This window comes from Couchioplanes azureus (genome assembly GCF_014648355.1).
GTDB lineage: Bacteria > Actinomycetota > Actinomycetes > Mycobacteriales > Micromonosporaceae > Actinoplanes > Actinoplanes azureus.
In genome coordinates, this window is sequence record NZ_BMQY01000008.1 from 154,604 (window position 1) to 179,843 (window position 25,240).

The 25,240-nt window shown below is 73.5% G+C and carries 21 protein-coding genes; 16 read left to right on the forward strand and 5 right to left on the reverse strand.

The genetic code is table 11. The features are described 5' to 3' along the window. Positions 1-20: 20 nt before the first annotated feature. The 6 genes from cpaB (at position 21) to IEY99_RS25935 (ending at position 6,946) form a co-directional block, all read left to right on the forward strand. Positions 21-830 carry a Flp pilus assembly protein CpaB gene (cpaB, locus tag IEY99_RS25910; RefSeq protein WP_189206680.1) on the forward strand — a complete coding sequence of 270 codons (810 nt, stop codon included), beginning with the start codon at positions 21-23 and terminating at the stop codon, positions 828-830. A 13-nt stretch (positions 831-843) separates the two neighbouring features. Next, a complete protein-coding gene (locus tag IEY99_RS25915) occupies positions 844-1,986 on the forward strand; it encodes a CpaE/TadZ family protein (RefSeq protein ID WP_189206681.1) in 1,143 nt (380 codons plus the stop codon). A gap of 1 nt (position 1,987) precedes the next feature. Then, the gene (locus tag IEY99_RS25920) at positions 1,988-3,385 is read left to right on the forward strand and encodes a TadA family conjugal transfer-associated ATPase (RefSeq protein ID WP_189206682.1); all 1,398 of its coding nucleotides are present in this window, start codon (positions 1,988-1,990) and stop codon (positions 3,383-3,385) included. Continuing rightward, the gene (locus IEY99_RS25925; RefSeq protein WP_189206683.1) at positions 3,382-5,322 is read left to right on the forward strand and encodes a VWA domain-containing protein; all 1,941 of its coding nucleotides are present in this window, start codon (positions 3,382-3,384) and stop codon (positions 5,320-5,322) included. Before IEY99_RS25920 ends, IEY99_RS25925 begins: the two co-directional genes overlap by 4 nt. Position 5,323: 1 nt before the next feature. After that, on the forward strand, positions 5,324-6,247 hold the full coding sequence (locus IEY99_RS25930) for a type II secretion system F family protein (RefSeq protein WP_189206684.1): 924 nt from the start codon (positions 5,324-5,326) through the stop codon (positions 6,245-6,247). A gap of 273 nt (positions 6,248-6,520) precedes the next feature. Continuing rightward, on the forward strand, positions 6,521-6,946 hold the full coding sequence (locus tag IEY99_RS25935; protein ID WP_189206685.1) for a response regulator transcription factor: 426 nt from the start codon (positions 6,521-6,523) through the stop codon (positions 6,944-6,946). A gap of 236 nt (positions 6,947-7,182) precedes the next feature. Here IEY99_RS25935 and IEY99_RS25940 read toward each other — a convergent pair whose 3' ends face one another. Further along, positions 7,183-8,745, reverse strand: coding sequence for an alpha/beta fold hydrolase (locus IEY99_RS25940; protein ID WP_229799246.1), 1,563 nt, complete (start codon positions 8,743-8,745; stop codon positions 7,183-7,185). Positions 8,746-8,873: 128 nt separating this feature from the next. Between IEY99_RS25940 and IEY99_RS25945 the strand changes: the two genes are divergently transcribed. Both IEY99_RS25945 and IEY99_RS25950 read left to right on the forward strand, forming a co-directional pair. Next, positions 8,874-10,010, forward strand: a complete 1,137-nt coding sequence (locus IEY99_RS25945; protein ID WP_229799247.1) for a sensor histidine kinase — start codon at positions 8,874-8,876, stop codon at positions 10,008-10,010. Positions 10,011-10,402: 392 nt separating this feature from the next. Continuing rightward, positions 10,403-11,077 carry a response regulator gene (locus tag IEY99_RS25950; RefSeq protein WP_189206687.1) on the forward strand — a complete coding sequence of 225 codons (675 nt, stop codon included), beginning with the start codon at positions 10,403-10,405 and terminating at the stop codon, positions 11,075-11,077. A gap of 396 nt (positions 11,078-11,473) precedes the next feature. Here the strand turns inward: IEY99_RS25950 and IEY99_RS25955 are convergent, their stop codons facing one another. Then, positions 11,474-12,463, reverse strand: a complete 990-nt coding sequence (locus IEY99_RS25955; RefSeq protein WP_189206688.1) for an ArsR/SmtB family transcription factor — start codon at positions 12,461-12,463, stop codon at positions 11,474-11,476. Between the two features lie 439 nt (positions 12,464-12,902). Further along, positions 12,903-13,778, reverse strand: a complete 876-nt coding sequence (locus IEY99_RS25960) for a peptidoglycan-binding domain-containing protein (protein ID WP_189206689.1) — start codon at positions 13,776-13,778, stop codon at positions 12,903-12,905. A 162-nt stretch (positions 13,779-13,940) separates the two neighbouring features. Here IEY99_RS25960 and IEY99_RS25965 point away from each other — a divergent pair, with 162 nt between their 5' ends. The 3 genes from IEY99_RS25965 to IEY99_RS25975 are packed head-to-tail and all read left to right on the forward strand — an operon-like array spanning position 13,941 to position 17,654. Further along, on the forward strand, positions 13,941-14,906 hold the full coding sequence (locus tag IEY99_RS25965) for an ABC transporter permease (RefSeq protein ID WP_189206690.1): 966 nt from the start codon (positions 13,941-13,943) through the stop codon (positions 14,904-14,906). Continuing rightward, positions 14,906-15,892: an ABC transporter permease gene (locus IEY99_RS25970; protein ID WP_189206785.1), complete on the forward strand. Its 987-nt coding sequence runs from the start codon at positions 14,906-14,908 to the stop codon at positions 15,890-15,892. Before IEY99_RS25965 ends, IEY99_RS25970 begins: the two co-directional genes overlap by 1 nt. Positions 15,893-15,908: 16 nt before the next feature. After that, entirely contained in the window at positions 15,909-17,654 is a 1,746-nt protein-coding gene (locus tag IEY99_RS25975) for an ABC transporter substrate-binding protein (RefSeq protein WP_189206691.1), read from the forward strand. 24 nt (positions 17,655-17,678) lie between these two features. Here IEY99_RS25975 and IEY99_RS25980 read toward each other — a convergent pair whose 3' ends face one another. After that, positions 17,679-19,319: an alpha/beta hydrolase gene (locus IEY99_RS25980; protein ID WP_229799248.1), complete on the reverse strand. Its 1,641-nt coding sequence runs from the start codon at positions 19,317-19,319 to the stop codon at positions 17,679-17,681. 266 nt (positions 19,320-19,585) lie between these two features. Here IEY99_RS25980 and IEY99_RS25985 point away from each other — a divergent pair, with 266 nt between their 5' ends. The 5 genes from IEY99_RS25985 (at position 19,586) to IEY99_RS26005 (ending at position 23,850) form a co-directional block, all read left to right on the forward strand. Beyond that, on the forward strand, positions 19,586-19,993 hold the full coding sequence (locus IEY99_RS25985; protein ID WP_189206692.1) for a hypothetical protein: 408 nt from the start codon (positions 19,586-19,588) through the stop codon (positions 19,991-19,993). Between the two features lie 280 nt (positions 19,994-20,273). Then, positions 20,274-20,672, forward strand: coding sequence for a hypothetical protein (locus tag IEY99_RS25990; protein WP_189206693.1), 399 nt, complete (start codon positions 20,274-20,276; stop codon positions 20,670-20,672). Between the two features lie 49 nt (positions 20,673-20,721). Beyond that, positions 20,722-21,711, forward strand: coding sequence for a peptidoglycan-binding domain-containing protein (locus IEY99_RS25995; protein WP_229799249.1), 990 nt, complete (start codon positions 20,722-20,724; stop codon positions 21,709-21,711). A gap of 40 nt (positions 21,712-21,751) precedes the next feature. Further along, positions 21,752-22,759, forward strand: a complete 1,008-nt coding sequence (locus IEY99_RS26000) for a peptidoglycan-binding domain-containing protein (protein ID WP_189206694.1) — start codon at positions 21,752-21,754, stop codon at positions 22,757-22,759. Positions 22,760-22,863: 104 nt separating this feature from the next. Continuing rightward, the gene (locus IEY99_RS26005) at positions 22,864-23,850 is read left to right on the forward strand and encodes a peptidoglycan-binding domain-containing protein (RefSeq protein ID WP_189206695.1); all 987 of its coding nucleotides are present in this window, start codon (positions 22,864-22,866) and stop codon (positions 23,848-23,850) included. A 60-nt stretch (positions 23,851-23,910) separates the two neighbouring features. On the opposite strand, the gene IEY99_RS26010 is transcribed toward IEY99_RS26005, so the two are convergent. Then, a complete protein-coding gene (locus IEY99_RS26010) occupies positions 23,911-25,080 on the reverse strand; it encodes a helix-turn-helix domain-containing protein (RefSeq protein ID WP_229799250.1) in 1,170 nt (389 codons plus the stop codon). Between the last annotated feature and the right edge of the window lie 160 nt (positions 25,081-25,240).

Consider the following 25,240-nt stretch of genomic DNA (forward strand, 5'->3'; position numbering starts at 1 on the left):
GTCGAGCAGGGAGTACAGGGATGAGACGGCGGCTTCTCGCGGTCCTCGTGGCGGCCGTCCTGGCGGGTGTGGGCTGCCTGGCGGTGGTCGCGTACGTGCGCGGCGCCGACCAGCGGGCACTCGCCGGCCGGGAGGCGGTCTGGGTGCTCGTCAGCACGCGGCGCATCCCGGCCGGCACCACCGCGGCCGGCATCCGCGCCGGCGGGTACACCGAGAAGGTCGCCATGCCGGCCGGCACCGTCCCCGGCACCGCGCTCGGCGAGGTGGACGCCCGGCTCGACGGCCTGGTGCTCACCGCCGACCTGCTGCCCAGCCAGCTGCTGCTGCGCGGGATGTTCGCCGAGCCCAGCCAGGTGACCGGCGGCCTCGCCGTACCGGACGGCAAGCTGGCCGTGAGCGTGCAGGTCACCGCCGCCGCCCGGGTCGCCGGCTACGTCCGCCCCGGCTCGCGGGTCGCCGTCTTCACCACCTTCACCATGCGCGAGGGGCGCGGTCGCGTCCCGGCGGGCGACGGCCTGAGCAGCGGCCACGAGTACAACCAGGCGACCCGCATGCTGCTGCCCCGCGTCGAGGTGATCGCCGTCGGGGAGCGCGGGGCCGCCGGGGCGGTGACCGCCGGCGACGCCCCCACGGCGCAGCCGAGCGCGCCGGCCGGCTCGAGCGGCCCGAAGTCCGCCGCCGGGATGCTGGTCACCGTCGCGGTGACCCAGCAGGAGGCGGAGAAGCTGCTCCACGTCTCGCTGACCGGCGTGCTGTCGCTGGCGCTGCTGGACGACACGGCCACCGTCCAGCCCGACGAGGGCGTCGACAACAACTCTCTCTTTCCGTGACGGGGCGCCGCTGATGACCATCTACTGTGACCCCGCCTCCCGGTCCGGTTACCCCGGCTCGGCGGAGCCCGACTGCGCCGTGGCCGAGCCGTCGCAGCTGCCGGCGGTGCTGGCCGAGCGCCCCGACGCCCCGCTGGTGGTGCTCGGCCCCGGCGTGCCGCTCGACGAGGCTCTCGCCTTCACCGCCCGGCAGCGCGTGGAGCGGCCCTCCCTCGGCGTCGTGCTGCTGCGCGACCGCGTCGAGGTGGACGTGCTCGCCGAGGCCATGCGCGCCGGCGTCCGGGAGGTCGTCGCGGCCGGGGACCGCGACGCCGTGGACGCCGCCTGCGCGCGGTCCCTCGACCTCACGCGCCGGCTCAGCCCGGCCGCGCCGGTCACGGGCGCCCAGGTGATCACCGTCTTCGCCGGCAAGGGCGGGGTCGGCAAGAGCACGGTCGCCACCAACCTGGCCGTCACCCTGGCCGCCGGTGGCCGGCGCCGGGTGTGCCTGGTCGACCTGGACCTGCAGTTCGGCGACGTCGGCATCCTGCTGCAACTGCCGCCCGAGCGGGGCCTGGCGGACGCGGTCGCGATGGCCGGCCGGCTGGACGAGGACGGGGTACGTTCCCTCGTCACGTCCTACCGTCCCGGGATCGACGCGCTGCTGGCCCCGGCCGGCCCCGCCGAGGGCGACCAGGTGGACCGCGAGCTGGTGACGGAACTGCTCGGCGTGCTGACGACGATGTACGACTACGTCGTCGTGGACACCCCGCCGTACGTCAGCGACCAGGTGCTGGCCGCCCTCGACCGCACCGACTGGTTCGTCCTGGTCGTGACCCCCGACCTGCCCGCCCTCAAGAGCGCCCGGCTGACCCTCAACACCTTCGAGATGCTCGAGTACCCGGCCGAGCGCCGGCACATCCTGCTGAACCGGGCCGACTCCGAGGTCGGCCTCACCGTCGCCGACGTGGAGAAGGCGCTGGGACAGCCGACATCGGTGCTGATGCCGTCCTCGCGGGACGTGCCGCTGTCGGTCAACCGGGGCGTCCCGCTCGCCGCGGAACGCCCGGCCCATCCGGTCGCCCGGGCGATGGGGGAGCTCGCCGCGCGCTGCGGCGCCCTGGAGGATGCCCCGGCGCGCCGCCCGCGGGCACGGCTGTTCGGCCGGAGGCGCTGACATGGGCCTGAGCGACCACCTGTCGCAGCGGCAGCGCGCCTCGTCGGCCGGCGGTGACCGGCGGCCGGCGAACCCGGCCCGCGCCGAGGCCGGCCCGGCCCGCGCCGGTGCCGCCCGTCCGGCGCCGGACCCGCTCGGCGACGTGCGGCAGCGCATCCAGCGCCGGCTGGCCGAGCTGCTCGGCCCGAAGCTGTACGACGACATGGGCGCGGCCGACGAGCTGGAGCTGCAGGTACGCCGTACCGTCGCCGAGCTGCTCGCCGCCGAGGAGACCCCGCTGACCAGCGCGGACCGGGCGCGGATCACCGGCGAGGTGACCGACGAGATCCTCGGCCACGGGCCGATCGAGCCGCTGCTGCGCGACCCGTCGGTCAACGAGGTGATGGTGAACGGCCCGCACCGCGTCTACGTCGAGCGCGGCGGCCGCCTGGAGCCCGCCGGGGTCGAGTTCGCCGACGAGGCCCACCTGCGCCGGGTCATCGACCGCATCGTGTCCCGGGTGGGCCGCCGCGTCGACGAGGCCAGCCCGATGGTCGACGCCCGCCTGCCCGACGGCAGCCGGGTGAACGCCGTCGTGCCGCCGATCGCGCTGGACGGCTCGTCGCTGACCATCCGCAAGTTCTCCCGGGACCCGTTCACCGTCGACGACCTCGTCGCCTTCGGCACGCTGACCCGGCAGACCGCCGACCTGCTGCGGGCCTGCGTCCGCGGCCACCTCAACATCGTCGTCAGCGGGGGCACCGGCTCCGGCAAGACCACGACGCTCAACGTGCTCTCCGGGTTCGTGCCCGCCGAGGAACGGATCGTCACGGTCGAGGACGCCGCGGAGCTGCAACTGCACCAGGAGCACGTCGTACGCCTCGAGTCCCGGCCGCCGAACGTGGAGGGGCGCGGCGCGGTCACCACCCGGGACCTGGTGCGCAACGCGCTGCGGATGCGGCCGGACCGCATCGTCGTCGGCGAGGTCCGCGACGGCGCGGCGCTGGACATGCTCCAGGCCATGAACACCGGCCACGACGGGTCGCTGACCACGCTGCACGCCAACACCCCGCGCGACGCGCTCGCCCGGATGGAGACGATGGTCCTGATGGCCGGCATGGACCTGCCGGTCCGGGCCATTCGCGAGCAGGTCGCCTCGGCCGTGCACCTCATCATCCAGGTCAGCCGGCTGCAGGACGGCAGCCGCCGGATCACCCACGTCACCGAGGTCGTCGGCATGGAGTCCGGCGTCATCACCCTGCAGGACCTGTTCCTGTTCGACCTGAAGGCGGGCACCGACGCCGCCGGGCGCTTCCGCGGCAAGCTGCAGCCGACCGGCCTGCGCCCCCGCTTCCTGGACCATCTCGCCGCGCACGGGGTCACGGTCCCGGTCGACGTCTTCCAGGCCGGTGCCCGGTGATCCGGCCCCTGGTCGCCGCGGCCTTCGCACTGGCCGCGACAATGCTGTCCGCGGGCGGCGCCGCCGCGGCCCCGCCCGGCTCGCCGGGCATCGTGCTCACCGGCCTGCAGCCGTCGCCCGGCGCCGTCGAGTTCTTCGTCTCCGGTCACGACCTGCCGGCGGGAACCACCCTCGCCGGGGCGCGGTGGACCGCGACGGCGGACGGCGTCACCTTCGGGGCCGAAAGCCGGCCGGTGGCCGGAACGCCGGCCCGCGCCCCGGCCCGCGCGGTCGTGCTCGTCCTCGACACGAGCGGATCCATGGCGGGCGCCCGGCTGGTGGCCGCCCGCGCCGCGGCGCTCGACTACGCCGCGGCCGCGCCGGCCGACGTCCGGCTGGGCGTGGTCACCGTCTCCGACGCCGCCGCCGTCGCCCTGGAACCCACCACCGACCGGGCGGCCTTCGGCCGGACCGTCGAGGGACTCGCGGCCCGCGGCCGGACCGCGCTCTACGACGGCATCAGCCTCGCCGGAAACCTGCTCGACCCGCGGCGCAATCCCGCGGCGGACGGCTTCCTCGAGCGCCGCATCGTCGTCCTGTCCGACGGCGCCGACACCTCCTCCCGGCTGAGCGCGGACCGGCTGCTGTCCGGCGCGGCCCGGGTCGACGCCACGATGGACGCGGTGGCGTTCGGCGCCGACGCGGACCGCCGCCGCCTGGCGGACCTCACCGGAGTCACCGGCGGCCGGGTGCTCACCGCGGGCGACGCCAAGGCGCTCCGCGCGTCCTTCCGCGGCATGGCGGAGAACCTGTCGGCGCCGGTGGTGGTGCGCGCCGGCGTACCGGGAGACCTGGCCGGACGGTCGACCGTGCTGCGCGTCGAGGCCCGGCTCGGCACCCTGGTGCTGACCGCCGAGGCACCCGTCACGTTCCGGGCCGACCCGGCCGGCGGATCCGGCCCGCTGCCGGTCCTGGCACCCGCGTCCCGCCCGGCCGGGCCGGGCTTCATGCTGGCGGTGGTGGCCGTCGCGATCTTCGGCGCGACGCTGCTGGCCGCGCGCCCCCTCGCCGCGCGCGGCCGGGTCCAGCGACGGCTGGGGGAGCTGGACCGGTTCGCCCCGGTCCGCCGCGGCGCACCGGCGGAGGCCCCCGACGGCAACGGCCTCGTCCGCGCCGTCATGGAGGCGTCGGAGCGCGCCGTCCGCGAACCGGACCGCCGCAAGCGCCTCGAGCTGGCGCTCGACCGCGCCGGAAGCTCGCTGCGCCCGGCGGAGTGGCAGCTGATCCGGCTCGGCTGCGCCGTCGGCGGCGCGGTGGCCCTGCTGACCGTGCTGCCCTGGTGGGCCGCCATGCCGGGCGGGATGCTGGCCGGTTGGTGCGGATCCGGGCTGTACCTGCGGCTGCGGGCGACGCTGCGCACCCGCGCGTTCGCCGACCAGCTGCCCGACGCCCTGCAACTGCTGGTCGGCTCTCTGCGGTCCGGCTTCTCGCTGCCGCAGTCCCTGGACGCCCTGGTCCGCGACGGTGCCGAGCCGATCGCCGGGGAGCTGGGCCGCGCGCTGGCCGAGACCCGGCTCGGCGGAGACCTGGAGGAGGCGCTGGAACGGGTCGCCGAGCGCAACGCCAGCCAGGACCTCTCCTGGCTGGTCATGGCGATCCGGATCCAGCGCGAGGTCGGCGGAAGCCTGTCGGAGGTGCTGGAGACGGCGGTCGCGACCATGCGGGACCGGGCCCGCCTGCACCGGCACGTCCGCGCCCTCTCGGCGGAGGGCCGGCTGTCCGCCCTCATCCTGCTCAGCATGCCGATCGTGCTCGGCGCCTGGATGTTCGTGTTCCGGCGCGAGTACCTGCGCCCGCTCTACACCGAGCCGCTGGGCCTGCTCATGCTGGGCGCCTCGGTGACCGGCGTCCTCATCGGCGCCCTCTGGCTGCGCAAGCTCGTCAAGGTGGAGGTGTAGCGTGCCGCCCTCGGTCCTGCTCGGACTCGGCCTGGTTGCCCTGACCGCCGCCGTGCTCGTGCTGGCGCTGGCCCTCACCGGCGCCCCGGCCGGCGCCGCGGTGGCCCGCCTCCTCGAGGCGACCCCCCGGCCGAACCCGGCGACGTTCGTCGCCCCGCGCGACCGGCCCCTGGCCGAGCGGCTCGGTGCACCGCTGGCCCGGCGGCTGGGCCGGCTCGGCACGCTCCTGACGCCGTCCGGCGCCGTGGCCCGCCTGCAACGGCACCTCGACTACGCCGGCAACCCGCCGTCCCTGCCCCTGCACCGGGTGGTGCCGCTCAAGGGCGTCACGCTCGTGGCGGGCGCGCTCGTCGGCGCCGGCTTCACCGCGCTGCTCGGCGCCGGCGGCGGAGCGGTGGCCGGCGGGGTCGTGGGAGCGGCCGCCGGGTTCCTGGGACCGGACCTGCTGATCTACAACATGGCCCTGAAGCGGCAGCAGGAACTCCTGCTGTCCATGCCGGACGTCCTCGACACGCTGGTCATCAGCGTCGAGGCGGGTCTGGGGTTCGACGCCGCCATGGCGCAGGTGGCGCAGCACGGCCGTACCCCGATGGCGCGCGAGCTGCTGCGGGTGCTGCAGGAGATGCAGCTGGGCGTCGGGCGGGCGGCGGCGCTGCGCGCGCTGGCGGAGCGGACCACGGTCGCGGAGCTGCGCACGTTCGTGACGGCGGTCGTGCAGGCCGGCGAGCTGGGCATCCCGATCGCAGGGGTGCTGCGCGAGCACGCCGGAGAGATGCGGGTACGGCGCCGCCAGCGCGCGGAGGAGATCGCCCAGAAGGTGCCGATCAAGATTCTTTTTCCGGTGCTGTTCTGTCTGTTCCCGGCCCTGTTCGTGGTGATCCTCGGACCGGGGGTGCTGCAGATGATCCATGCGTTCGCCCGCTGACCGGGAGGTGGTTCGCCGCGAACCCGAGTTCCTGTCAGACCCGAGCTCGCCTCAGACCCGAGCTCGCCTCAGACCCGAGCTCGCCTCAGACCCGAGCTCGCCTCAGACCCGAGCTCGCCTCAGACCCGATTTCTTATCAGACCCGATTTGATCCAGAGCCGATTTGATCCAGAGCCGGTCCTCTCCGGAAGACCGGTTCCCTCCCAAGACCCGGGGGTTCCTCGCTCTCTCAAGACCGGGGCGGATCTCCCAAGGACGAAAGGACAGGAGCGCATGGCCAAGGTCCTGGTGGTCGATGACGACCCGGCGATCCGGCAGTTGCTGAGCGACGTGCTGGAGCTGGACGGTCACGAGGTGCACGTCGCGGTGGACGGCGCGGACGGCGTCCGCGCGTTCGAGGACCTGCACCCGGACTTCGTGGTGCTGGACCTCATGATGCCGCGGCTGGACGGGTACGAGGTGCTGCGCAGCATCCGGATCAAGCAGGGTTCCGAGGCTCCGGTGCTGCTGCTGACCGCGGCCCCGGACGCCGCCGCACGCGGCCGGGAGAGCGGGGCGAACTACTACCTCGCCAAGCCGTTCACGGCGGACGAGGTGCTGTACCTGATCGACGGCGTGCTGGGCCACGACACCCCGATCGCCGACGTCCGCGCGGCCGTCGAGGTGGCCCGCGGACGCGGCTACTCCGGCTGCACCTGACAGCATGTCGACCTGGTAGTCGTTCGCAGGCAGCAGCCAGCATGGTCACATGCGGGAGCCCATCTGGTAGGTGATGGCAGCGCGCCCCACCGGGGAAGCGGATCCAGGCGTGCTCCACGAGGGCCAGCGCGTCCTGCATTGCGGGTAGTCCTTTCATGGGCGGCGGCGGCCGTGTGGCAGGCGATGATCACTGCACCGCCTCCGGCCACGGAGGCTTCCACGGGGCTCCGGACGCCTCATGTGGGAGCGAGCAGCGTCGTCACGGCGGTGGCGAACTCCTCCGGGTGCTCGAAGAGAGCGCGGTGACCGCCCGGGATGGTTTGCCGTCTCTTGTCCGGCGACTGAAGCTCGGCGTACCACTGGTCGAAGACGACGGCCAGACCGCGCATCTCCTGGGCGCCTTGGACGAAGTAGGCGGGGATGGGCAGCGCGGGCACCTCCTGGCGCAGGTCGGTGTTCTGCATGCGGGGGTAGAGGACGTGCCAGGTGTCCATGATCGCGTTGACGGAGTGTGCCTTCTCCAGCAGCGTGAACTCGCTGGCGTCCGTTTCCAGGGTCGGCTCGCCTTGGGCGTAGGCCTCGTTCTCGTGGAGCAGGAGCGGCTCGTAGGACCAGAAGTCCGCGTACGGTGGCGCACCCTGTGCGGTGAGCTGGTCCGCCACGTCGTCGTGTCCGGTGGTGCGTGCCCAGGCCATGATGTCGGTGTAGAACATCCGATCGCTGGCCTCCAGATCGACTGCCTGGCCCGTGCCGATGTAGGCGTGGTAGCGGTCGGGGTGCCGGTGGGCCGCGAGGGTGGCCAGCACTGAGCCGCCGGAGAAGCCGAGCAGATAGATCCGCTGCTGTCGGAAGCGGTTCCGCAGGTGGTCGGTGACGGCGACGATGTCCGCGACGGCGTCGTCGACGGTGACGGTGGAGGTGGGGTCGAGGGCCGCGTAGGACGAGCCGCCGCCGCGCCGGTCCAGGGTGACCACGACGAAGTGCTTCTCCAGCGCGGCGAGGTGGCGTCGCGCCGCACCCTTCTCCGAACCCCCTGGGGTGCCAGGCACGAACAGCAGCACCGGCAGGGCGGGGCTCTGCCCGCGGATCAACATGCCGAGGCGGTGGCCGTTGGCGTCGACGCTGGTGAGTTCGGCGACGCCGCCCGGGATCGGCGGGGTGCGGGCCGGGAGCGCTACGCCCGCGGTGACCAAGACGAGGAGGGCCGTGGTCGTGGAGACGAGTATCCGGCCCCGGCGATTCCGGCGGTCTCGGTGGTCCTGACGGTCGTCGTAGTCGTGACGGTCCTCGTGGTCGTGACAGTCCTGATGGTTCTCGCGGTCGTGACGGTCCTGATGGTTCTCGCGGTCGTGAGGGTCGTGACGGTCCTCGTGGTCGTGAGGGTCCTCGTGGTCGTGAGGTTGCTGAGATTCTCGACGGTCCTGGTGATCTCGGCGCACCTGGCGGCCCAGGCCGTAGGCCGCGCCCAGTGCAAGGGGGAGCAGTGCCAGCAGGCCGTGGACGCCACGGCCGGCGAGCAGGGCCATCAGCCCGAAGACGCTCAGGTGGGGCGCGTCCACGGACGGCCCTGTCACGGTCAGCCGGGTCAGCTCGACGGCGACCGCGTATGCCACCGGGCCGCCGATGATCGCCCAGCGTGAGCGGGCCGACCGGCCGGCCACAAAGCCCACCGCCAGGCTGATCGCGATGGACCAGAGCGCCTCCGCGGTGGTGAGGGGGCCGCGCGGAGTCCAGAGCCCGGCCACCACACCCCACAGTGCCGCGGCGAGCATCGCCGTTCCGAAACGGAGCAAGGTCATGCCGGGAAGCATGCGATGTGCAGGCGGGTCGCCACAGCCTTCTCAGGGATCGGTGCGAACCCTACTTTGGTACGTTCCCCCGCGCCGGACGTTCCTCCTAGGCTTCCCGCATGTTGTTCGATCTCCTCGTGCCCCGGCCCGGCGCAGGGACGGCAGCCAGGGACCGGCTCGCCGACGGCATAGCCATAGCCCTGGCCATGGCATACGGATCGGTGATGGTGATTCTGGGTGACGCGACCCGGCCCGGCGCGCTGATCCCGTGGCAGGCGGACGTCGCTCTGGGGCTCGGATGCGCGGCCGCGCTGCTGCTGCGCCGCCGGCATCCGCTCGGCCTGACACTGGCGCTACTGCCGTTCGGCGCGTTGTCCGTCACTGCCACCGGGGCGATCACCCTGGCACTGTTCACCGCGGCGATCCGGTGCCGTCCGCGGCTGTTGCTGCTGCTGGGCGCGGCCAACGTGGGGACCGCGGGAATCTACTACCTGCTGCACGACCACCCCGGCTTCGCGATCTGGGTCGACTTCGTGGTGCGCGGGGTGGTCACCGCGGCGGCGATCGGCTGGGGAATGTTCATGCAGGCATACCGGCGGCTCACCGCATCGCTCCGGGAGCATGCCGCGCGCCTGGAAGCCGAGCAGCAGTTGCGCGCCGAGCAGGCGAAGCTCACCGAGCGGGCGCGGATCGCCCGGGAGATGCACGATGTGGTGGCGCACCGGATGTCGCTGATCAGCCTGCACGCGGGCGCACTGGAGGTGCGCTCCGGGGTGTCTCCGCAGGAGTTGTCGATCGCCGCCGGGGCTATCCGGTCCAGCGCGCGGGAGGCCCTGACGGAGTTGCGTGCGGTGGTGGGCTCGCCACACGGCCGTCCAGAGCCGCCGCAGCCCGGCCTCGCCGACATGGTCGAGCTGGTGAAGAGCGCACGAGCGGCGGGGATGACGGTGGACTTCGTCAACGCGGTGGAGGCCGATGAGCCACCGACGGTGCTGGGACGGACCGCGTACCGGATCGTTCAGGAGGGACTCACCAACGCACGCAAACACGGATCGGGCCCGGCGGCGTCGGTGCGCCTGGCGGGCGAAGCCGGGCACGGCCTGCGCATCACGATCGTCAACCCGTGTCCCGACGCGCGCGACACTCCGCCGCCGCACGGCGGACTCGGCCTGGTGGGCATAGGGGAGCGGGTGGCGCTCGCCGGCGGGCAGGTGCGCTACGGCGGGGACAGAGGCCAATTCAGACTGGAGGCGGAGCTACCGTGGCCCGCGTGAACGACTCGCGCCTCGGCGCGCCGGACAGTGGCGTCGTCGCTCTTACAGGTGCTTCAGAGCGTGACGGCGTCCTCGTTGCTCTCTCGGAACGCCGGTGTGGCGCCGTGCCGGATCGTGCTCTCGGTGATTCTCCCGGGAACTCGTGTAGTTCGGTGCCGGGCGGTGTCCTCGACGCTTCGCCGGGAGGCTCGTGTGGTTCGGTGCCGGGCGGTGCCCTCGGTGCTCCGCCGAGTGGCTCGTCCGGCTCCGTCCTGGACGGTGCCATCGACGCTTCGCCGAGAGGCTCGTCCGGCTCCGTGCCGGGCGGTGCTCTCTTTGCTTCTTCGGGAGAGTCGTGTGGCCCTGCGCCGGAGGGTGTCCTCGATGCTTCGCGCGTAAGCGCGTGCCGCTCCGTGGCGGATGACGCTCCTCAACGGCCTATCCGGCTGGCGATCGTCGACGACGATCCGCTGGTTCGGGCCGGGTTACGGATCCTGGTCGGCGAGTCGCCGGATATCGAGGTGGTGGCCGAGGCGGACGACGGCTCCGAGGCGGTGCGTGTGGCCGCCGCGCACTGGCCCGACGTGATCCTGATGGACATCCGGATGCCGCGGGTGGACGGCCTGGTCGCCACCCGGCGCATCCGCAGCCGTCCGGGCGCTCCTCAGGTGATCGTGCTGACGACCTTCGACGCTGACGAGTATGTGCTCGAGGCTCTGCGCGGCGGGGCGAGCGGCTTCCTTCTGAAGGACACCCCACCGTGGGAGATCCTGGCGGCCGTGCGGGCCGTCGCCTCGGGCGCGGCGACACTGTCACCGTCGGTGATCCGCTGCCTGATCGACCACGTTGCCGATCCCGAGGCGGGCACCCGGCGGGCCCGGGCACGGCAGCGGCTGACCATGCTCACCGACCGCGAGCGGGAGGTGGCGGTGCTGGTCGGGCGGGGCCGCTCGAACGCGGAGATCGGGAGCGACCTGGGCATGGGGGTGCCGACGGTGAAGGGCCACGTCTCCCGCCTGCTCAGCAAGCTCGATCTGAACAACCGGGTCCAGATAGCCCTCCTGGTCCACGACGCCGAGCTCATCTGACGACATGACCGCGGCGAGGAGCGTCCCTGACGGCAAGGCCGGTCTGCGGCGGGCCCGGCGTGGCTCGGGACGCGGGACTCCTTGGAAGGCAGTGCCGACCGGTGAGTATCCACGGTGACATGGACGATCTCCGGTGGGGTTCGGCAACCCGGGGCGCGGGACTCCTGGGGACGACAGGGCCGGGCCAGACGACGCGGCAGGGGGAGGTGGAGGTGACGCGGCAGGGGGAGGTGACGCGGCAGGGCTAGGTGGCGCGGCAGGGCTAGGTGGCGCGGCAGGGGGAGGTGGCGCGGCAGGGCGAGGTGGCGCGGCAGGGCGAGGTGACCGGCAGGGTCGACGATACGGCCTGGCCATGAGCGTTGACGACGCTGAGGTCTTGGACGACACGGTTGGCGGTCAGTGTTCCGGCGTGCCGTCCAGCAGGGCGTCCCCCAGCTCGGTGATCCGGTGCAGCATGAGGTTGCCGTGGCGCCGGCTCTCGATCAGACCGGACTCGCGCAGGACGGAGGTGTGGTGGCTGGCGGTGCCGAGGGAGATGCCGACGCGGCGGGCCAGTTCGCTGGTGGTGGCCCCGGGCACCGCGGAGCGCAGGACGGCCAGGCGGGTGTGGCCGATCAGCGGGCCCAGGTCGCGTCGCCGGACCGGTGGTGGCTCGCCGCGTTGCCGGCGCGCGGGGTAGACCAGGGTGGGCGGCAGTTCCGGGTCGGCGAGGGCAATGGGGGCGTGCCAGCAGAAGTACGAGGGGATCAGCACGATTCCGCGACCGCCGAGCTCGAAGTGCCTTTCCCGCGGATAGGGGTGGATGGAGAGCACCGGCGGATCCCATCGGGTGTCCGGCCCGAGGTCGTCGAGGAGCTGCCCGGCGCCGGCGGTGAGGACCTTGGCTCCGCGCAGCGCCCGGTCGTCCGAGACGGCGGCGCTGATCTCTGACCAGTACGGGGCGATCGCCGTGTCGAAGTAGCGGCGCAGCGAGGTGCCCAGCTCGTGCAGGGCGGGAGTGCGCCCGGCGGCGAGGTCGTCGAGCCAGGCGTCGGTGCCGGGGCCACCGGTCAGCCTCCCTATCTCCTCGCGCAGCCGTGGACGGCCGGTGGCTAGGACCAGGTCGATGCCGTGACCGGGATCGGTGACCGGTCCCGGAGTGAGGAAGTCAGGAAAGTAGCTGGTCAGGGGCGCGATCGGGAGCAGTCGCCGGCGGACGGTCTCGGTGAGGCCGGTCCGGTTCACGTCGAGGCGGGCCTGCCGGTGCCAGTCGGCGAAGTCGGCATAGCCCCGTCTGGTCTGCAGGCGGTGCAGGCTGCAGACGATCTCCCACAACGGGTCCGGTCCGGTGGCCAGGCGGGTACGGCTGACGTCCTCGGCGGTGAAGTGGATGTGCAGTGTCCCCATGGGACCAGTGTCCCGGCTCCTGATCGCCGGATTCTGTCCGCTGATCGACACCCGCCGATTGTCACGCCGTCGGCCGCCCGTGGCGGGGCGGCGGTTCGTTGGGTGCGGCGGTGGGTTGGGCGCGGCGGTCAGTTAGGCACGGCGGTGGGTCGGCCGGTGATAGGGGCGCGGCGGTCGGTCGGACCCGGCGGTCGGTCGGGCGCGGCGGTCGGTCGGGCGCGGCGGTCGGTCGGGCGCGGCGGTTGATCGGGCGCGGCGGTTGATCGGGGCGCGGGAGACGGGTCGCCGGGGTGCGGAGGTCGATCACGGCGCGGCGGTCGGGTCGCCGGGTGCGTCGGGGCGTCGGGTCTTCGCGCCGGGCGCAAACGCCGGCTTTGCCCGTGCCGGGCAGCGATACCCCCGTCATCGCTGCCCGGCACGCCCCCGCACCTGTGCGGCGTCAGCAGCGGGAGAGCGAGACGCTGTTGTACCAGCTCCCGCGCCACTCGCCGAAGAAGTTCACGTCGTACCGGTACGGGTTCGACACACCGCCTCCATAGCGGTGGAACTGGATGTAGCGCCCGCCGGTGCCGAGGTAACGGAAGTATTCCGGGCCCAGCGGATCGGAGTTGATGAAGTTGTCGGCGAAGGTTCTGCTGGCGGTGTCGGCCTTGCCGGTCTGTGGCAGTCCGTAGGTGGCCTGCCAGGCACGCGTGTTGGCCTCGGTCTGCGGGCCGAACTCGCAGTCGATGTCGGCCTCGTTCATGTGGCCGTCGGCCCAGAGGATCGTCTGCCAGAGCGCCGCGTAGTTGCTGCGCCAGTACGAGCCGTGGTTGGACAGGGTGGCCTCGTCGCCCCAGTCGTCGCGCTGGTCGTCGACGCCGTCCACATAGCCGCGGGACGGGTTGCGGAGCGCGTCGGCTCCGGTGGTGGGTGCGGAGCCGGACCCGGACGGCGGCGGCACGGGCTTCGGTCCGACGGCGGGCCCGCCAGCCGCGGGCCCGCCAGCCGCGAGCGTCCCGGCCGCAAGCCGGTCGGCCGCGAGCCCGCCAGCCGCGAGCGTCCCGGCCGCAAGCCGGTCGGCCGCGAGCCCGCCAGCCGCGAGCGTCCCGGCCGCAAGCCGGTCGGCCGCGAGCCCGCCAGCCGCGAGCATCCCGGCCGCAAGCCGGTCGGCCGCAAGCCCGCCGGCCGCGATGGGGCCGCCACCTGCAAACCCGCCGGTCGCGATGGGCACGCTCGCCGCGAGGGACCGGCCGGCCGCGGCGGGCCCGCCGGCCGTCAGCGTCGGCAGCGCCACGACCGCGGCGGCCACCGCCGCGGTGAAGATCCGCTGCAACGGTTTCTCCTTCCTCGATGCGTTCTGTGCCGCCCAGCCTCGGCGCCCCGCTCGCGCCGGGCCAGAGACATTCGAGCAGGGTCGAAACTGTCGGCCGGGCGGTCCGGCCGCGCCGTCCTTGATAGCCTCGACGGGATCGACATCAGACGATGCGAGGTCGGGATGACGGCGGAGAGCAGCGGGCAGCGGATGGCCGCCCGGTCCCCGCTCCGGCTGGTCGTCCTCCGGCTCCGGCGTGACCGGTCCATGCTGGCCGGCGGCCTGGGGTGTGCGTTCTTCGTGATTCTGGCGGCGGCCGCGCCGTGGGTTGCCGCCGCGTACGGCGTCGCTCCTGAGGAGACGTTCACCGGCGAGCTCGATCCGTACGGCATGCCCTACGGCGTGGCGGGCGGCGTCTCGGCGGCGCACTGGTTCGGCGTCGAGCCGGCGCTCGGCCGGGACCTGTTCATCCAGATCGTCTTCGGCCTGCGCACCTCCCTGGGCATCGCGGTGCCGGCCGCCGTGCTCGCCACCGCGCTGGGCTGCCTGGTCGGCGGCCTCGCCGGTTACCTGGGCGGCCGGGTGGACGCCGTCCTGGGCTGGGTCACCGACGTCGCACTCGCCCTGCCGTTCCTGATCTGCGCCATCGCGCTGATCCGCCCCCTGGATCTGCACTTCTACGGCCCCCGCGAGGTGGTGCCGGGATGGTTCCGGGCCGGGTCGCTGATCGGGTTGTTCGCGGCGTTCGGCTGGGCGGGCACCGCCCGGCTGGTTCGCGGCCAGCTGCTGTCGTTGCGCCACCGCGAGTTCGTGCTGGCGGCCCGGGCCAGTGGGGCGGGCCCCCGCCGGATTCTGGTCCGCGAGCTGCTGGTCCATCTGGGAGCGCCGCTTCTGGTCGGGTTCTCGCTGCTGGTCCCCGCGTACATCGCCGGCGAGGCGGCGCTGTCGTTCCTCGGTGTGGGGATGCTCGAACCGACTCCCGACTTCGGTCGGACGCTGTACCGCGGGCTCGACTACCTGCAGACGGATCCCGCGTACGTGCTGTTTCCCGGGGTGACGTTGTTCCTGCTCGTGCTCGCCGTCAACCTGGTGAGCGACGGGGTGCGCGACGCGCTCGATCCGCGGTCGTCGCGGCCGGTGCCGCGGTGATGGCCGTCTTCCTGCTCCGCCGGCTGCTGGCCGGGGTGCTCACGCTGGCGACGGTCAGCGTGCTCACCTTCGGGATGTTCTTCGTGCTGCCGCGCGACCCGGCGGCCGCGATGTGCCCGAAGAACTGCGACACCGCCCGGCTCGAACGGGTCCGCGCGGAGTGGGGACTCGACGAGGCCCTACCCGTGCAGTATCTGCGGTACGTGCGGGGCCTGGTCGCCGGCCGGGACCTGGGGCGCGCGCAGGGCGGGAGCTGCCCGGCGCCGTGCCTCGGCTACTCGTACGTCACCGGGGAGGCGGTGACGGCGACCGTCGCGCGGACCCTGCCGGTGACCGTGAGCATCGTGATCCCGGCCGCCGTGCTGTGGCTGACGATCGGCCTCGGGCTCGGGATGACCTCCGCGCTGCGCCGCGGCGCCCTGGCCGACCGGGTGCTGTCCGGGCTGTGCATCGCGGGGGTGTCGGTGCCGCTCTACCTCTTCGGCGGCGTCCTGCTGCTGACCTTCGTGTACGGTCTGCGGCTGCTGCCGTACCCGCAGTACACCTCGATCCTCGACGACCCGGCGGCCTGGGCCACCGCCCTGGTCCTGCCCTGGTGCACGCTGGCCTTGCTGTTCTCGGCCGCCTATGTGCGGCTCACCCGCGCGCAGCTGCTGGAGACGATGTCGGAGGACTTCGTGCGGACCGCGGAGGCCAAGGGCCTGCCGCGGCGCACGGTGGTCCGCCGGCACGTCCTGCGCGCCTCGATCACGCCCCTGGTCACGGTCGCCGGGCTGGACGTGGGTGCCGCGCTCGGCGGCACCCTGGTCACCGAGACCACGTTCGGCCTGCACGGCCTGGGCCGGACGACGGTCGACGCGGTCAACCAGGGCGACCTGCCCATGGTCATGGGCACGGTCCTGCTCGCGGCCGCCGTCGTCGTCGCGGCCAACCTCGCCGTGGACGTGCTGTACGCGGTGATCGACCCACGGGTCCGGCTGCGCTGAACACCTGGAGGAAGAGATGCGGCACCCCATCGTCCCGGCGCTCACGGCGCTGATGCTCGGCGCCGTCCTCGGCGGGTGCACCGGCAACGACCGGGCCGGCGAACCCGCGGCGCAACCGGACCGCCAGGTGGTCGGCGCCATCGCCACCGACCCGGCCGAGTCCGCCGGCCCGGCACCGCCGGTGCCCGGCGCGCGAGCGGGCGGGACGGTCACCGTCATCCGGCAGACCGCCCTGGCTCGCCGGGATCCTCAGCGGATCTATTCCTTCCTCGGGCTCAACGCGTCGCAGCTCTACGCCCGGCGGCTCACCACCTTCGCCGACGACGGGCAGGGCCGGGTGCGGCTGGTGGGCGATCTCGCCGAGACGCCGGGCACCGACGTGGGCGGGGACTGCCGGACGTGGGAGTTCCGGATCAAGCGCAACGTCCGGTTCGAGGACGGCACTGTGGTCACGGCCCGGGACATCGCGTACGGCATCGCCCGCTCGTTCGACCTGGCGCTCACCGGCGGGCCGACGTACCTGCAGGAGTGGCTGGCCGGCACGCCCCGGTACGACACCGTGTTCGACTTCGCGGCCGACCGGTCCGCGCTGCCGCCCGGCCTGAGCGCGCCGGATCCGCGTACCCTGCGGCTGGCGTTCGACGCACCGCACTGTGACCTGCCGTTCGCGGCGTCGCTGCCGGCCACCGCCCCGGTGCCGGCGGCGCGGGACACCGGCGTGGGCTACGACGCCCGGCCGGTGTCGTCGGGTCCGTACCGGATCACCGGCACGGTCCCCGGCACCTCGATCACCCTGGAGCGCAACCCGCACTGGGACCCCGCCACGGACCCGGTCCGCCACCAGTACCCGGACCGGTTCGTCCTGGAGTTCGGCCCCGACCCGGCCACGCAGATCAACCGGATCATCGGCGACCGTGGTGCCGACCGGACCGCGGTGTCCTGGGACGGCGTGGGGCCCTCGCTCGTCGCCCGGGTGCTCGGCGACGCCGGCCTGCGCACCCGCACCCTGCAGTCGCCGGCGTCGACGCTGAGCACCCTGACCATCAACACGCGGCGGGTCACGGACCTCGCGGTGCGCCGGGCCCTGAACTACGCCGTCGACCGCGACGGCCTGGTCAAGACGCTGGGCGGGGCGGTGGTCGCCCGGCCGGTCACCACGCTGATGCCGCCGGCGACGATCGGCCGGCGCGACTACGACGCCTATCCCGCGGGGCCGGGCGGCGACCCGCGCAAGGCCCGGGAGCTGCTCGGGGGCGCGTCTGCGGAGCTGGTCCTCGCCTTCCCCGACGACGCCGAGGGCCAGACGGTGGGTGCCTTCCTGAAGGGGAACCTGGAGCGGGCCGGCTTCCGGATCCGGATGAAGATGGTCCCGGCGGGCTCGTTCCTGGAGGAGACCAAGAAGCGGGACAACCCCTGGGACCTGTACCCGGGGTCCTGGGCCGCGGACTGGCCCAGCGGGAGCGCCATCCTGCCGGTGCTCTACGACGGGCGGTCGATCAAGGCGGACGGCAGCAACAACGGCACGTCCTACCTCGACGCCCCGGCCCTGAACGCGGAGTTCGACCGGGTCCTGCGCCTGCCGCCGGGGCAGCAGGGGCCCGGATGGGCGGCGCTCGACGAGAAGATCATGCGGGAGTACGCGCCCGTGGTGCCGCTCTACGTGGAGATGACGTTCACCCTGCACGGTTCCCAGGTGGGCGGTCTCTTCGTGGACAGCATCTTCGGCGGCCCGGCGTTCGTGAACGCCTTCGTCGCGCCGTGACGGCCCTCGGTGCCCGAGCCGGGCTCACTCGCCGGCGGCGGACAGCAGGGCGGTCAGGTCGGCGGTGCGCGGGGGCGTCCAGCCGTCCGGCGCCGCGATGTCCGCCCAGGCCGTGACGGGGGCCGTACCGTAGCTGTGCCCGTGGCCGGCGGGCACCCCGGTGGAGAACGCCATGTCGGCGGTCACCTGCCAGAACGTCACGAGCGGGAACCAGCGTACGTCCGGCGACACGTCGGCGCCGCGCGGCTCGCGCAGCCAGTCGGGGCGGCTGACGGCCAGGCGCGGCGCCCACCACACGATCGGGTCCGACGGGTGCTGCAGGTAGACCACCCGCGGCGTGCCCCAGGCGGTGGCCGGCCGGTCGAGGTCGCCGGCCGGGTCGCGGGCGAACCGGATCGTGGCGCCCTGCTCGTAGCTGGGCAGGATCTCGGTGCTGCCCGGGTCGCGGCCGGCGACGTACTCCCGCCACAGCGTGTTCCGGTTGGGCGGTCCGACCAGCAGCATCCCGTCGACGCGGTTGCGGATGTCGTCGGCGCCGCCGAACGCCGACTCGGCGCCGAACGAACCCAGGCTCTCCCCGAAGACGAGCAGCTTGGGCCGGGCACCCGTCGGCATCCTCGACCAGACGGCGTACACCTGGTTGTACAGGTCCCGTCCGGCCTCGCGGGCCCGTTCCTTGTCGACCAGGAAGGAGAGCCAGCTCGGCAGGTACGAGTACTGCAGCGCCACCATCGCGGTGTCGCCGTGGTACATGTACTCCAGGGGCACCACCCCGTTCTCGTCCACCCAGCCGGTCCCGGTGGTCGTGATCACGAGCAGCGCCTTGCGCTGGAACGCGCCGGTCCGCTCCAGCTCCCGGACGGCGAGCCGGGCTCGCTCCCGGGAGGTCGGCGCGGAGTCCAGCCCGGCGTACACCCGGACGGGACGCCGGGCCCCGGCGCCGCCGAAGGCGCGCAGCTCCTCCGGGCCGGGACCGCCCGCGACGAACTGCCGGCCCTGGTTGCCCAGCGACGCCCACGACACCCCGGAACCGGGACCGCCGGAGCGCAGCGGATCGTCCGGCGGGGCCAGGCCCGGTTCGGTCTCGTCGTTGACGTCGCGGAACGCGGCGTCCGTGACGGCGAACAAGCCATCGATCACCACGCCGTTGAGGACGCCCAGCGCGAGCAGCGCCACCGCCAGTCCGGCGATCACCCGGGCGGTGGCCGCGGGTATCCACCGGCCGAGCAACCGGCCGGTCGCCCGCGCGGCGGCCCGCAGGACCCGCATGAGACCGACGAGCCCGGCCGCGGTCCCGGCCGCGACGACCAGGACCACGAGGAACCCGGACCGGGACGGCGCCGGCATCCCCATCAGGTGGTGTACCTCGCGCTGCCAGACCGACCCCAGGAAGAGGAAGACTCCCACGACGGGTACGGCGACGATCGCCAGCCAGCGCCAGTGCACCGGCCGCGGCCCCGGCAGCGGCCGGTGGGACAGCTTCGCCGCCAGCCAGACCAGGAGCACGCCGAGCCCGTAGCCGAGGGCCGTGGTGATCCCGCTGACGATGCCCTGCAGGACCGGTCCACGGGGCAGCAGCGACGGCGTCACCGACAGGCAGAAGAAGATCAGTGCACCCACCGCGCCGACCAGGGCGGGCGCAGCGGGCCGGAGGGTTCTCGTCATCGCCGTACCGTCCTTCCACCGGAGGCGGCCCGGCGACCAGCGTCGCCGCCCCGCCGTCCGCCGGCCTCACCCCTGCCGGATGAGGCCGGCCGGGCCCCGGCGGCACCCCCATCCCATCCGGCGTCCCGCGATGGGCACGTTTCGCCTGCTCAAGGGGGGAGGGGCCGTCCCTCTGTCCCAGGTGCGGGCGGCGTCGTCGTTGCGCCACGGTCGTCCAGACAGGCTCGCGGCTGTTCATCCGTACCTGCCCGATCAGGAGAGCAACAGTGCAGAAGACTTCGATCCTCCGGCGGTTCGCCGTCGCCGGCTTTGCCGCCGGCGCGATGGCGGCCGGGGCCTTCGTCTCCGCCGAGCCGGCCGCCGCCGCGGTCACCTACGGCTGCGAGTACCCCCGGGTCTGCTTCTACGGCAACAGCGACGACGCCAGCCGCAAGCGCAACCCGACCGCCGGCTACAAGGACGCCGGGTACTGGCAGAAACTCGGTCCGCGCAGCCGCGGCGCGTACGCCGTCTACAACTCGCGTGACGACGACACCGCCCTGCTGAAGTTCGACATGGGCGGCGACGGCGTCGTGTGGTGCGTGCGCCCGAACGAGTACCTCTTCCTCAACCCCACCGAGTACCCCGGCGCGGTCGTCGAGCTGAAGATCTCGAGCCGGGCCACCTGTCCCTGACCGCACGGCGAACCCGCCCACGCCCCGCGCAGCCCCGGCTGCGCGGGGCGTTTCTCTCTTCGCCGGGTACGGCGCCCCGCGCGTCCCGGCCGGTCTCCCATCTCCCCGGCTCCGCCGCAGGTCAGGGCCGTCCTCCCATCCCAGCGTCCCAGGGCGCGACCGCGGCGTTGTGTGCCCCGTCCGCCGCTTGGCACGGTTTCGCCGCGGTCGATATGGGCGCCCGTCGCGGACGCCCACGGACCGCTCGGACAAGCACCCGCGACGCAATGAGGAGGTTCCCGTGACGGGACGAAAGACGGCGGGCGCGCTCGCGGCGCTGGGGCTGGGCTCGCTGGCCGTGGCGCTGGCCCCGGCGGCACCCGCGGCCGCGGCCACCAGCTGCTACGGCGGGCAGGTCAGCGTGACGTACACGGCCGGTAGCGCGAGGCAGAACTTCGGGCCGTACACGGCCAGCGACCGGTGCAACGACGTCAACGTGCGCGTCCCCGGCGGCGACCACTTCGTCTTCGCCTGCGTCGTGTTCGTCGACCACACCGAGAAGTGCAACCGCAACGACACGTTCCAGGGCGTCGGCAAGGACTGGGTCGCCGTCGCGACGGACGTCAGGAACGGCACCCGCTTCAAGGTCCGGCTGGTCGACGCGTCGAAGTCACCGCTGAAGGTCTCGATCGCCTTCTGAGCAACACGTCCAAATCGGACGCTCCTCATCCATATCCTCGGGAGGATTCATGCTGCCTCGCCACGTCCTTCGTGGCCGCGGCCCGACTCGGCTCGTCATGATGCTCGGCGTCGTCCTTGCCGCGCTGCTCGGCGCCGGCACCACCGCGTACGCCGCCCCGGCCGCGTACTTCCACCCGCAGAGCGTCGGCAACCGCGGTACCGACGTCGTCGCCCTGCAATACCTGCTCGCCGCCCACGGCACCACCGTGGACACCGACGGGGTCTTCGGCCCCGGCACCCAGAACGCCGTCAAGTCCTTCCAGCGCTCGGCCGGGCTGGAGGCCGACGGCATCGTCGGGCCGGACACCTGGTCGAAGCTGGTCAAGACCGTTCGCGAGGGCGACAAGGGCCCGGCGGTGAAGGCGCTCCAGACGCTGCTGAACGCCAAGCGGGCGGCCGGGCTGGGCGTCGACGGCGACTTCGGCGGCGGCACCGACCGCGCGGTCCGCGCCTTCCAGACGCACGCGGGCATCGGCGCCGACGGCATCGCCGGCCCGAACACCTGGAAGCAGCTGCTCTGGCACTTCGAGAAGGTGAACTTCGCCGGCACCATGTGCGACCAGAACCCCGACGGCAACGCCTCCGCGAACTGGGGTACCGCCGCGGCGGTCGCCCAGCTGGAGGCCGCCGCCCGCAACTTCGGCGGCGGCAACGGCAAGGTCCCGGTCGGCGACGCGAGCTTCGAGCACGGCGGCGACATCGACGGCCACGCCAGCCACGAGCGCGGCATGGACATCGACATCTGGCCGATCCGTACGGACTCGGCGCAGTGTACCGGCGGCCGGATCACCTGGCGTTCGTCCACGTACGACCGTGCCGCCACCCGCAAGCTCGTCAACGAGATCCGGGCCGCCGCCCCGGGCCACGTGAAGTTCATCTACTTCAACGACCCCGAGCTGATCAGCGCCGGCCTGACGTCCAAGTACGACAACCACGACAACCACCTGCACATCCGGTACTGCGAGCGGGCGCACCCCAACCCCATGTACCGCTGCTGAGGCTCGCGCCGGCACCACCACCCCTCACCCAGGAGAAGCGATGAGACGAGGCATTCTCGCCGCGGCGACGCTCGCGGCGCTCGCCCCGGCGTTCTTCGCCACCGCGCCCGTGCAGGCCGTCACCCCGGCCTTCGAGGTCGCGGCCGTGCAGGCGGCCGCCGCGCAGGGCTGGCCCACGGTCAAGCGCGGCGACAAGGGCGCGGACGTCACGGCGATCCAGTACCTGCTCTCGCAGCACGGCTACGACACGGACGCGGACGGCGACTTCGGGCCCGGTACCGAGACCAACGTCAAGAAGTTCCAGAGCGCCAAGGGGCTCGTGTCCGACGGCGACGTCGGCCCGAAGACCTGGGCCAAGCTGATCGTCCAGGTCCAGCAGGGCAGCTCGGGCCACGCGGTCAAGGCCGCACAGTCCCAGCTCAAGGCCAACGGCTACGGCGTCGACGTGGACGGCAAGTTCGGGCCGGACACGGAGAAGGAGACCAAGGCGTTCCAGCGCAAGGCCGGCCTCGACGCCGACGGCATCATCGGCCCGAACACCTGGCAGGCCCTGGTCAACAACGCCGGCGACGGCAACAACGGCGGCGGCGGTGGCGGCGGCACCCGGGCCGACCTCGCCAGGCACCTGCGCGACGACCCGGACACCGTGCTGCTGAACTCGCACGTGAGCGGCCGGAGCCACGCGGCGTCCACCGCGCGGGCCAACATCGTCGACACCGCGGCCGGCCGGCCGGCGAAGACGAGCCCGTGGAGCGACGTCGGCGTCGAGGACGTGACGCTCAACATCAACATGCTCCGCGGCATGGTCAAGCTCGACACCGAGAAGAGCTACAGCTACCGGGTCACCGCGATCGCCGGTGGCGACCACAGCTCCACCTCCCGGCACTACCAGGGCCGCGCCTTCGACGTCGACACCGTCAACGGCCGGCGGGTCGGCAGCGGCGCCGACCACCGTGGCTTCATGGCCGCCTGCCGCCAGTTCGGCGCCACCGAGGTGCTCGGCCCCGGCGACGCCGGCCACAGCACCCACATCCACTGCGGCTGGTAACCCCCCACGCCGCATCCCCACCACCGGCGGCCGCGGGGCGGGTAGCCCCCCTCCTCACCCCGCGGCCGCCGGGCCCCTCCAGACCGACCGTCCGAAGGACCGATGTGCACCTCTCCACGACCCTCCGCCGCTGGGGCGGCGCGGCCCTGCTGGTGACCGCCGCCCTGCTCGCCACCGCCGTCCCGGCGCAGGCGGCGGCGCCCACCACCCCCGTCTTCGGCGCGGCGATCGACCCGTACGCCGCCGAGGACCCCCAGAAGCTCTGCGACCCGAGCGTCAAGCCGGGCGTCGCCGGCTTCCGCGAGCTGGTCCTGCGGACGTACCCGGCGACCGGCGACTCCGGCGTCGTCCGCGAGTGCTCGCCCGACGACGTCAGCGAGCACGAGGAGGGACGCGCGTGGGACTGGCGGGTCGACGCCCGCAACAGCGCCGACCGCGCCCGGGTCGACGAGTTCCTCGGCTGGCTGCTCGCCACGGACCGCCACGGCAACAAGCACGCCATGGCCCGGCGGCTCGGCGTGATGTACGTCATCTGGAACGGCCGGATCTGGGGCTCGTACCGGGCCGCCGAGGGCTGGCGGCAGTACAGCGGCTCCAGCCCGCACACCGACCACGTCCACTTCAGCTTCAGCTGGGCCGGCGCCCGCCGGCAGACCACCTGGTGGACCGCGGCGACCCAGCCTGCCGCCTGGCCGAAGGTCGAGCGCGGCGCCACCGGGGTGGACGTGTGGACCGTGCAGCACCTGCTCACCGCCGCCGGCCACCCGGTGGACGCGGACGGGAAGTTCGGTCCCGGCACCGAGGCGGCGGTCAAGAAGTTCCAGGCCGCGCAGGGAGCGACCGCGGACGGCATCGTCGGGATGATGTCCTGGTCGAAGCTGATCCGCGCCGTCCGGCCGGGCGACCGCGGAGACGCGGTCAAGGCCGTGCAGGTCCAGCTCAATGCGCTGGGGTACGGCCTGGAGGTGGACGGCGCCTTCGGTGACCGGACCGCGGCGGCGGTCCGCGCCGTCCAGAACGAGTCTCAGCTGCCCGCGGACGGGGTCGTCACGCCGACGGTGTGGCAGCTGCTGGTAGGGCGGACCGCGTAGTCCGCATCGGGGGCGGCCGGTCGCCACGGGCCCGGGGGTCCGCGGCGACCGGCCGTACGCTCAGCTCGGCAGCGCCGCCTTCAGGCAGGCGGGCCAGTTGCTGAAGCCCTGCTTGTCGATATACAGCCGATGCGCCGTCTGGATGTTCCACTCCGGGTCGAACGCCTGCCGGGGCGTGCCCTGGTACCGGTCGAGCACGACGTCGGCGAGCTGGAAGACGCCCCAGTTGCGGGTGCCGTTGGTGTTCGGCGTGATCCAGTGCGGATCGAGGTACGACTGGCAGCGGGCGATCCGCACGGCCAGGTCCGGCTCCTCGTGGAACACCTGCCGGACCCGGCGCTCCACCTGCTCGGGCGACCAGGTCTTCAGGGAGATCCGGCCGGCGTACAGCGCCTCCTTGGTCGCGTCGTCGACGACCCCCTTGGTCGGCAGCCCGGCGAGGACCTGGAAGGCGGTGACCCGGCGCAGCGTCTCCGGGCCGAAGGACGCGTCCACCTGGATGGTGGTGCCGGCCTGGGAGAGCAGCCGCTGCACCTCCCGGACGCATTCGTCGTGCTGTCCCATGCTCACCACGTCGGCGCAGGCGGGCGTGAAGAGCAGGCGCCCGTCCGCCGCGTTCCCGGTGGCCGTCGCGCCGCCGGTGTCGCGCTCCTGCCAGTGCCTGGCCGCGAAGGCGGCCGTCGTCATCACGCCGACGAAGGCCAGCGCGATCGCCGCGACCAGGTAACGGCGCGGAATTCGCCGGGACCTCGGCGCCGCCGTCCCGGCGCCCTCGTCGCCGGCATTCGCCGTCCCGGCGGCCTCGTCGCCGGTATCGGGCGTCCCGGCGGCCTCGTCGTCGCCGGCTGCCGGCGCCGGAGCGGCAACCAGCGTTCCCGCGGCGGCAGTCGCTCCCGCGGCAGCGGGGGACGGGCCCCCGGCGGCCGCCGGTGCCGCGGCGGCCGCCGCGTCCTCAATGGTGGGAGACGTCGCGGGGGTCTCCCGCGGCGCGGCGCTGGCCAGCGCCCAGCGCCGGTGAAGTTCGAGCAGCTCCTCCCGATTTGCCCCGCAGGCCCGAGCCAGCCGGCTCAGACTCTCGAAGTCGGCCGGCACGGCCGCCCCGGAGCAGTACCGGTGCACACTGGACCGGCTCAGGTTCGCCCGGCGGGCCAGCGCGTCGTAGCTTCGGCCCGTCCGCGCCTTCAGCCGCTGCAGCAGGTCGGCCAGATCCTGAATGGAATCAACTGACACCAGAGGTACCCCCCATGTCGAGCAGCATCGGCACCGGTGGCGGCGGGACGACGGCGGCCCCCGCGCCGTACCCGGCGTCCCGGCACCCGGCGGACCCGCCGAAGGCGGTACGCCGCGGGCGACTGTAGCCGAACACTGTTCGGCCTGCGCATCCGGTCGG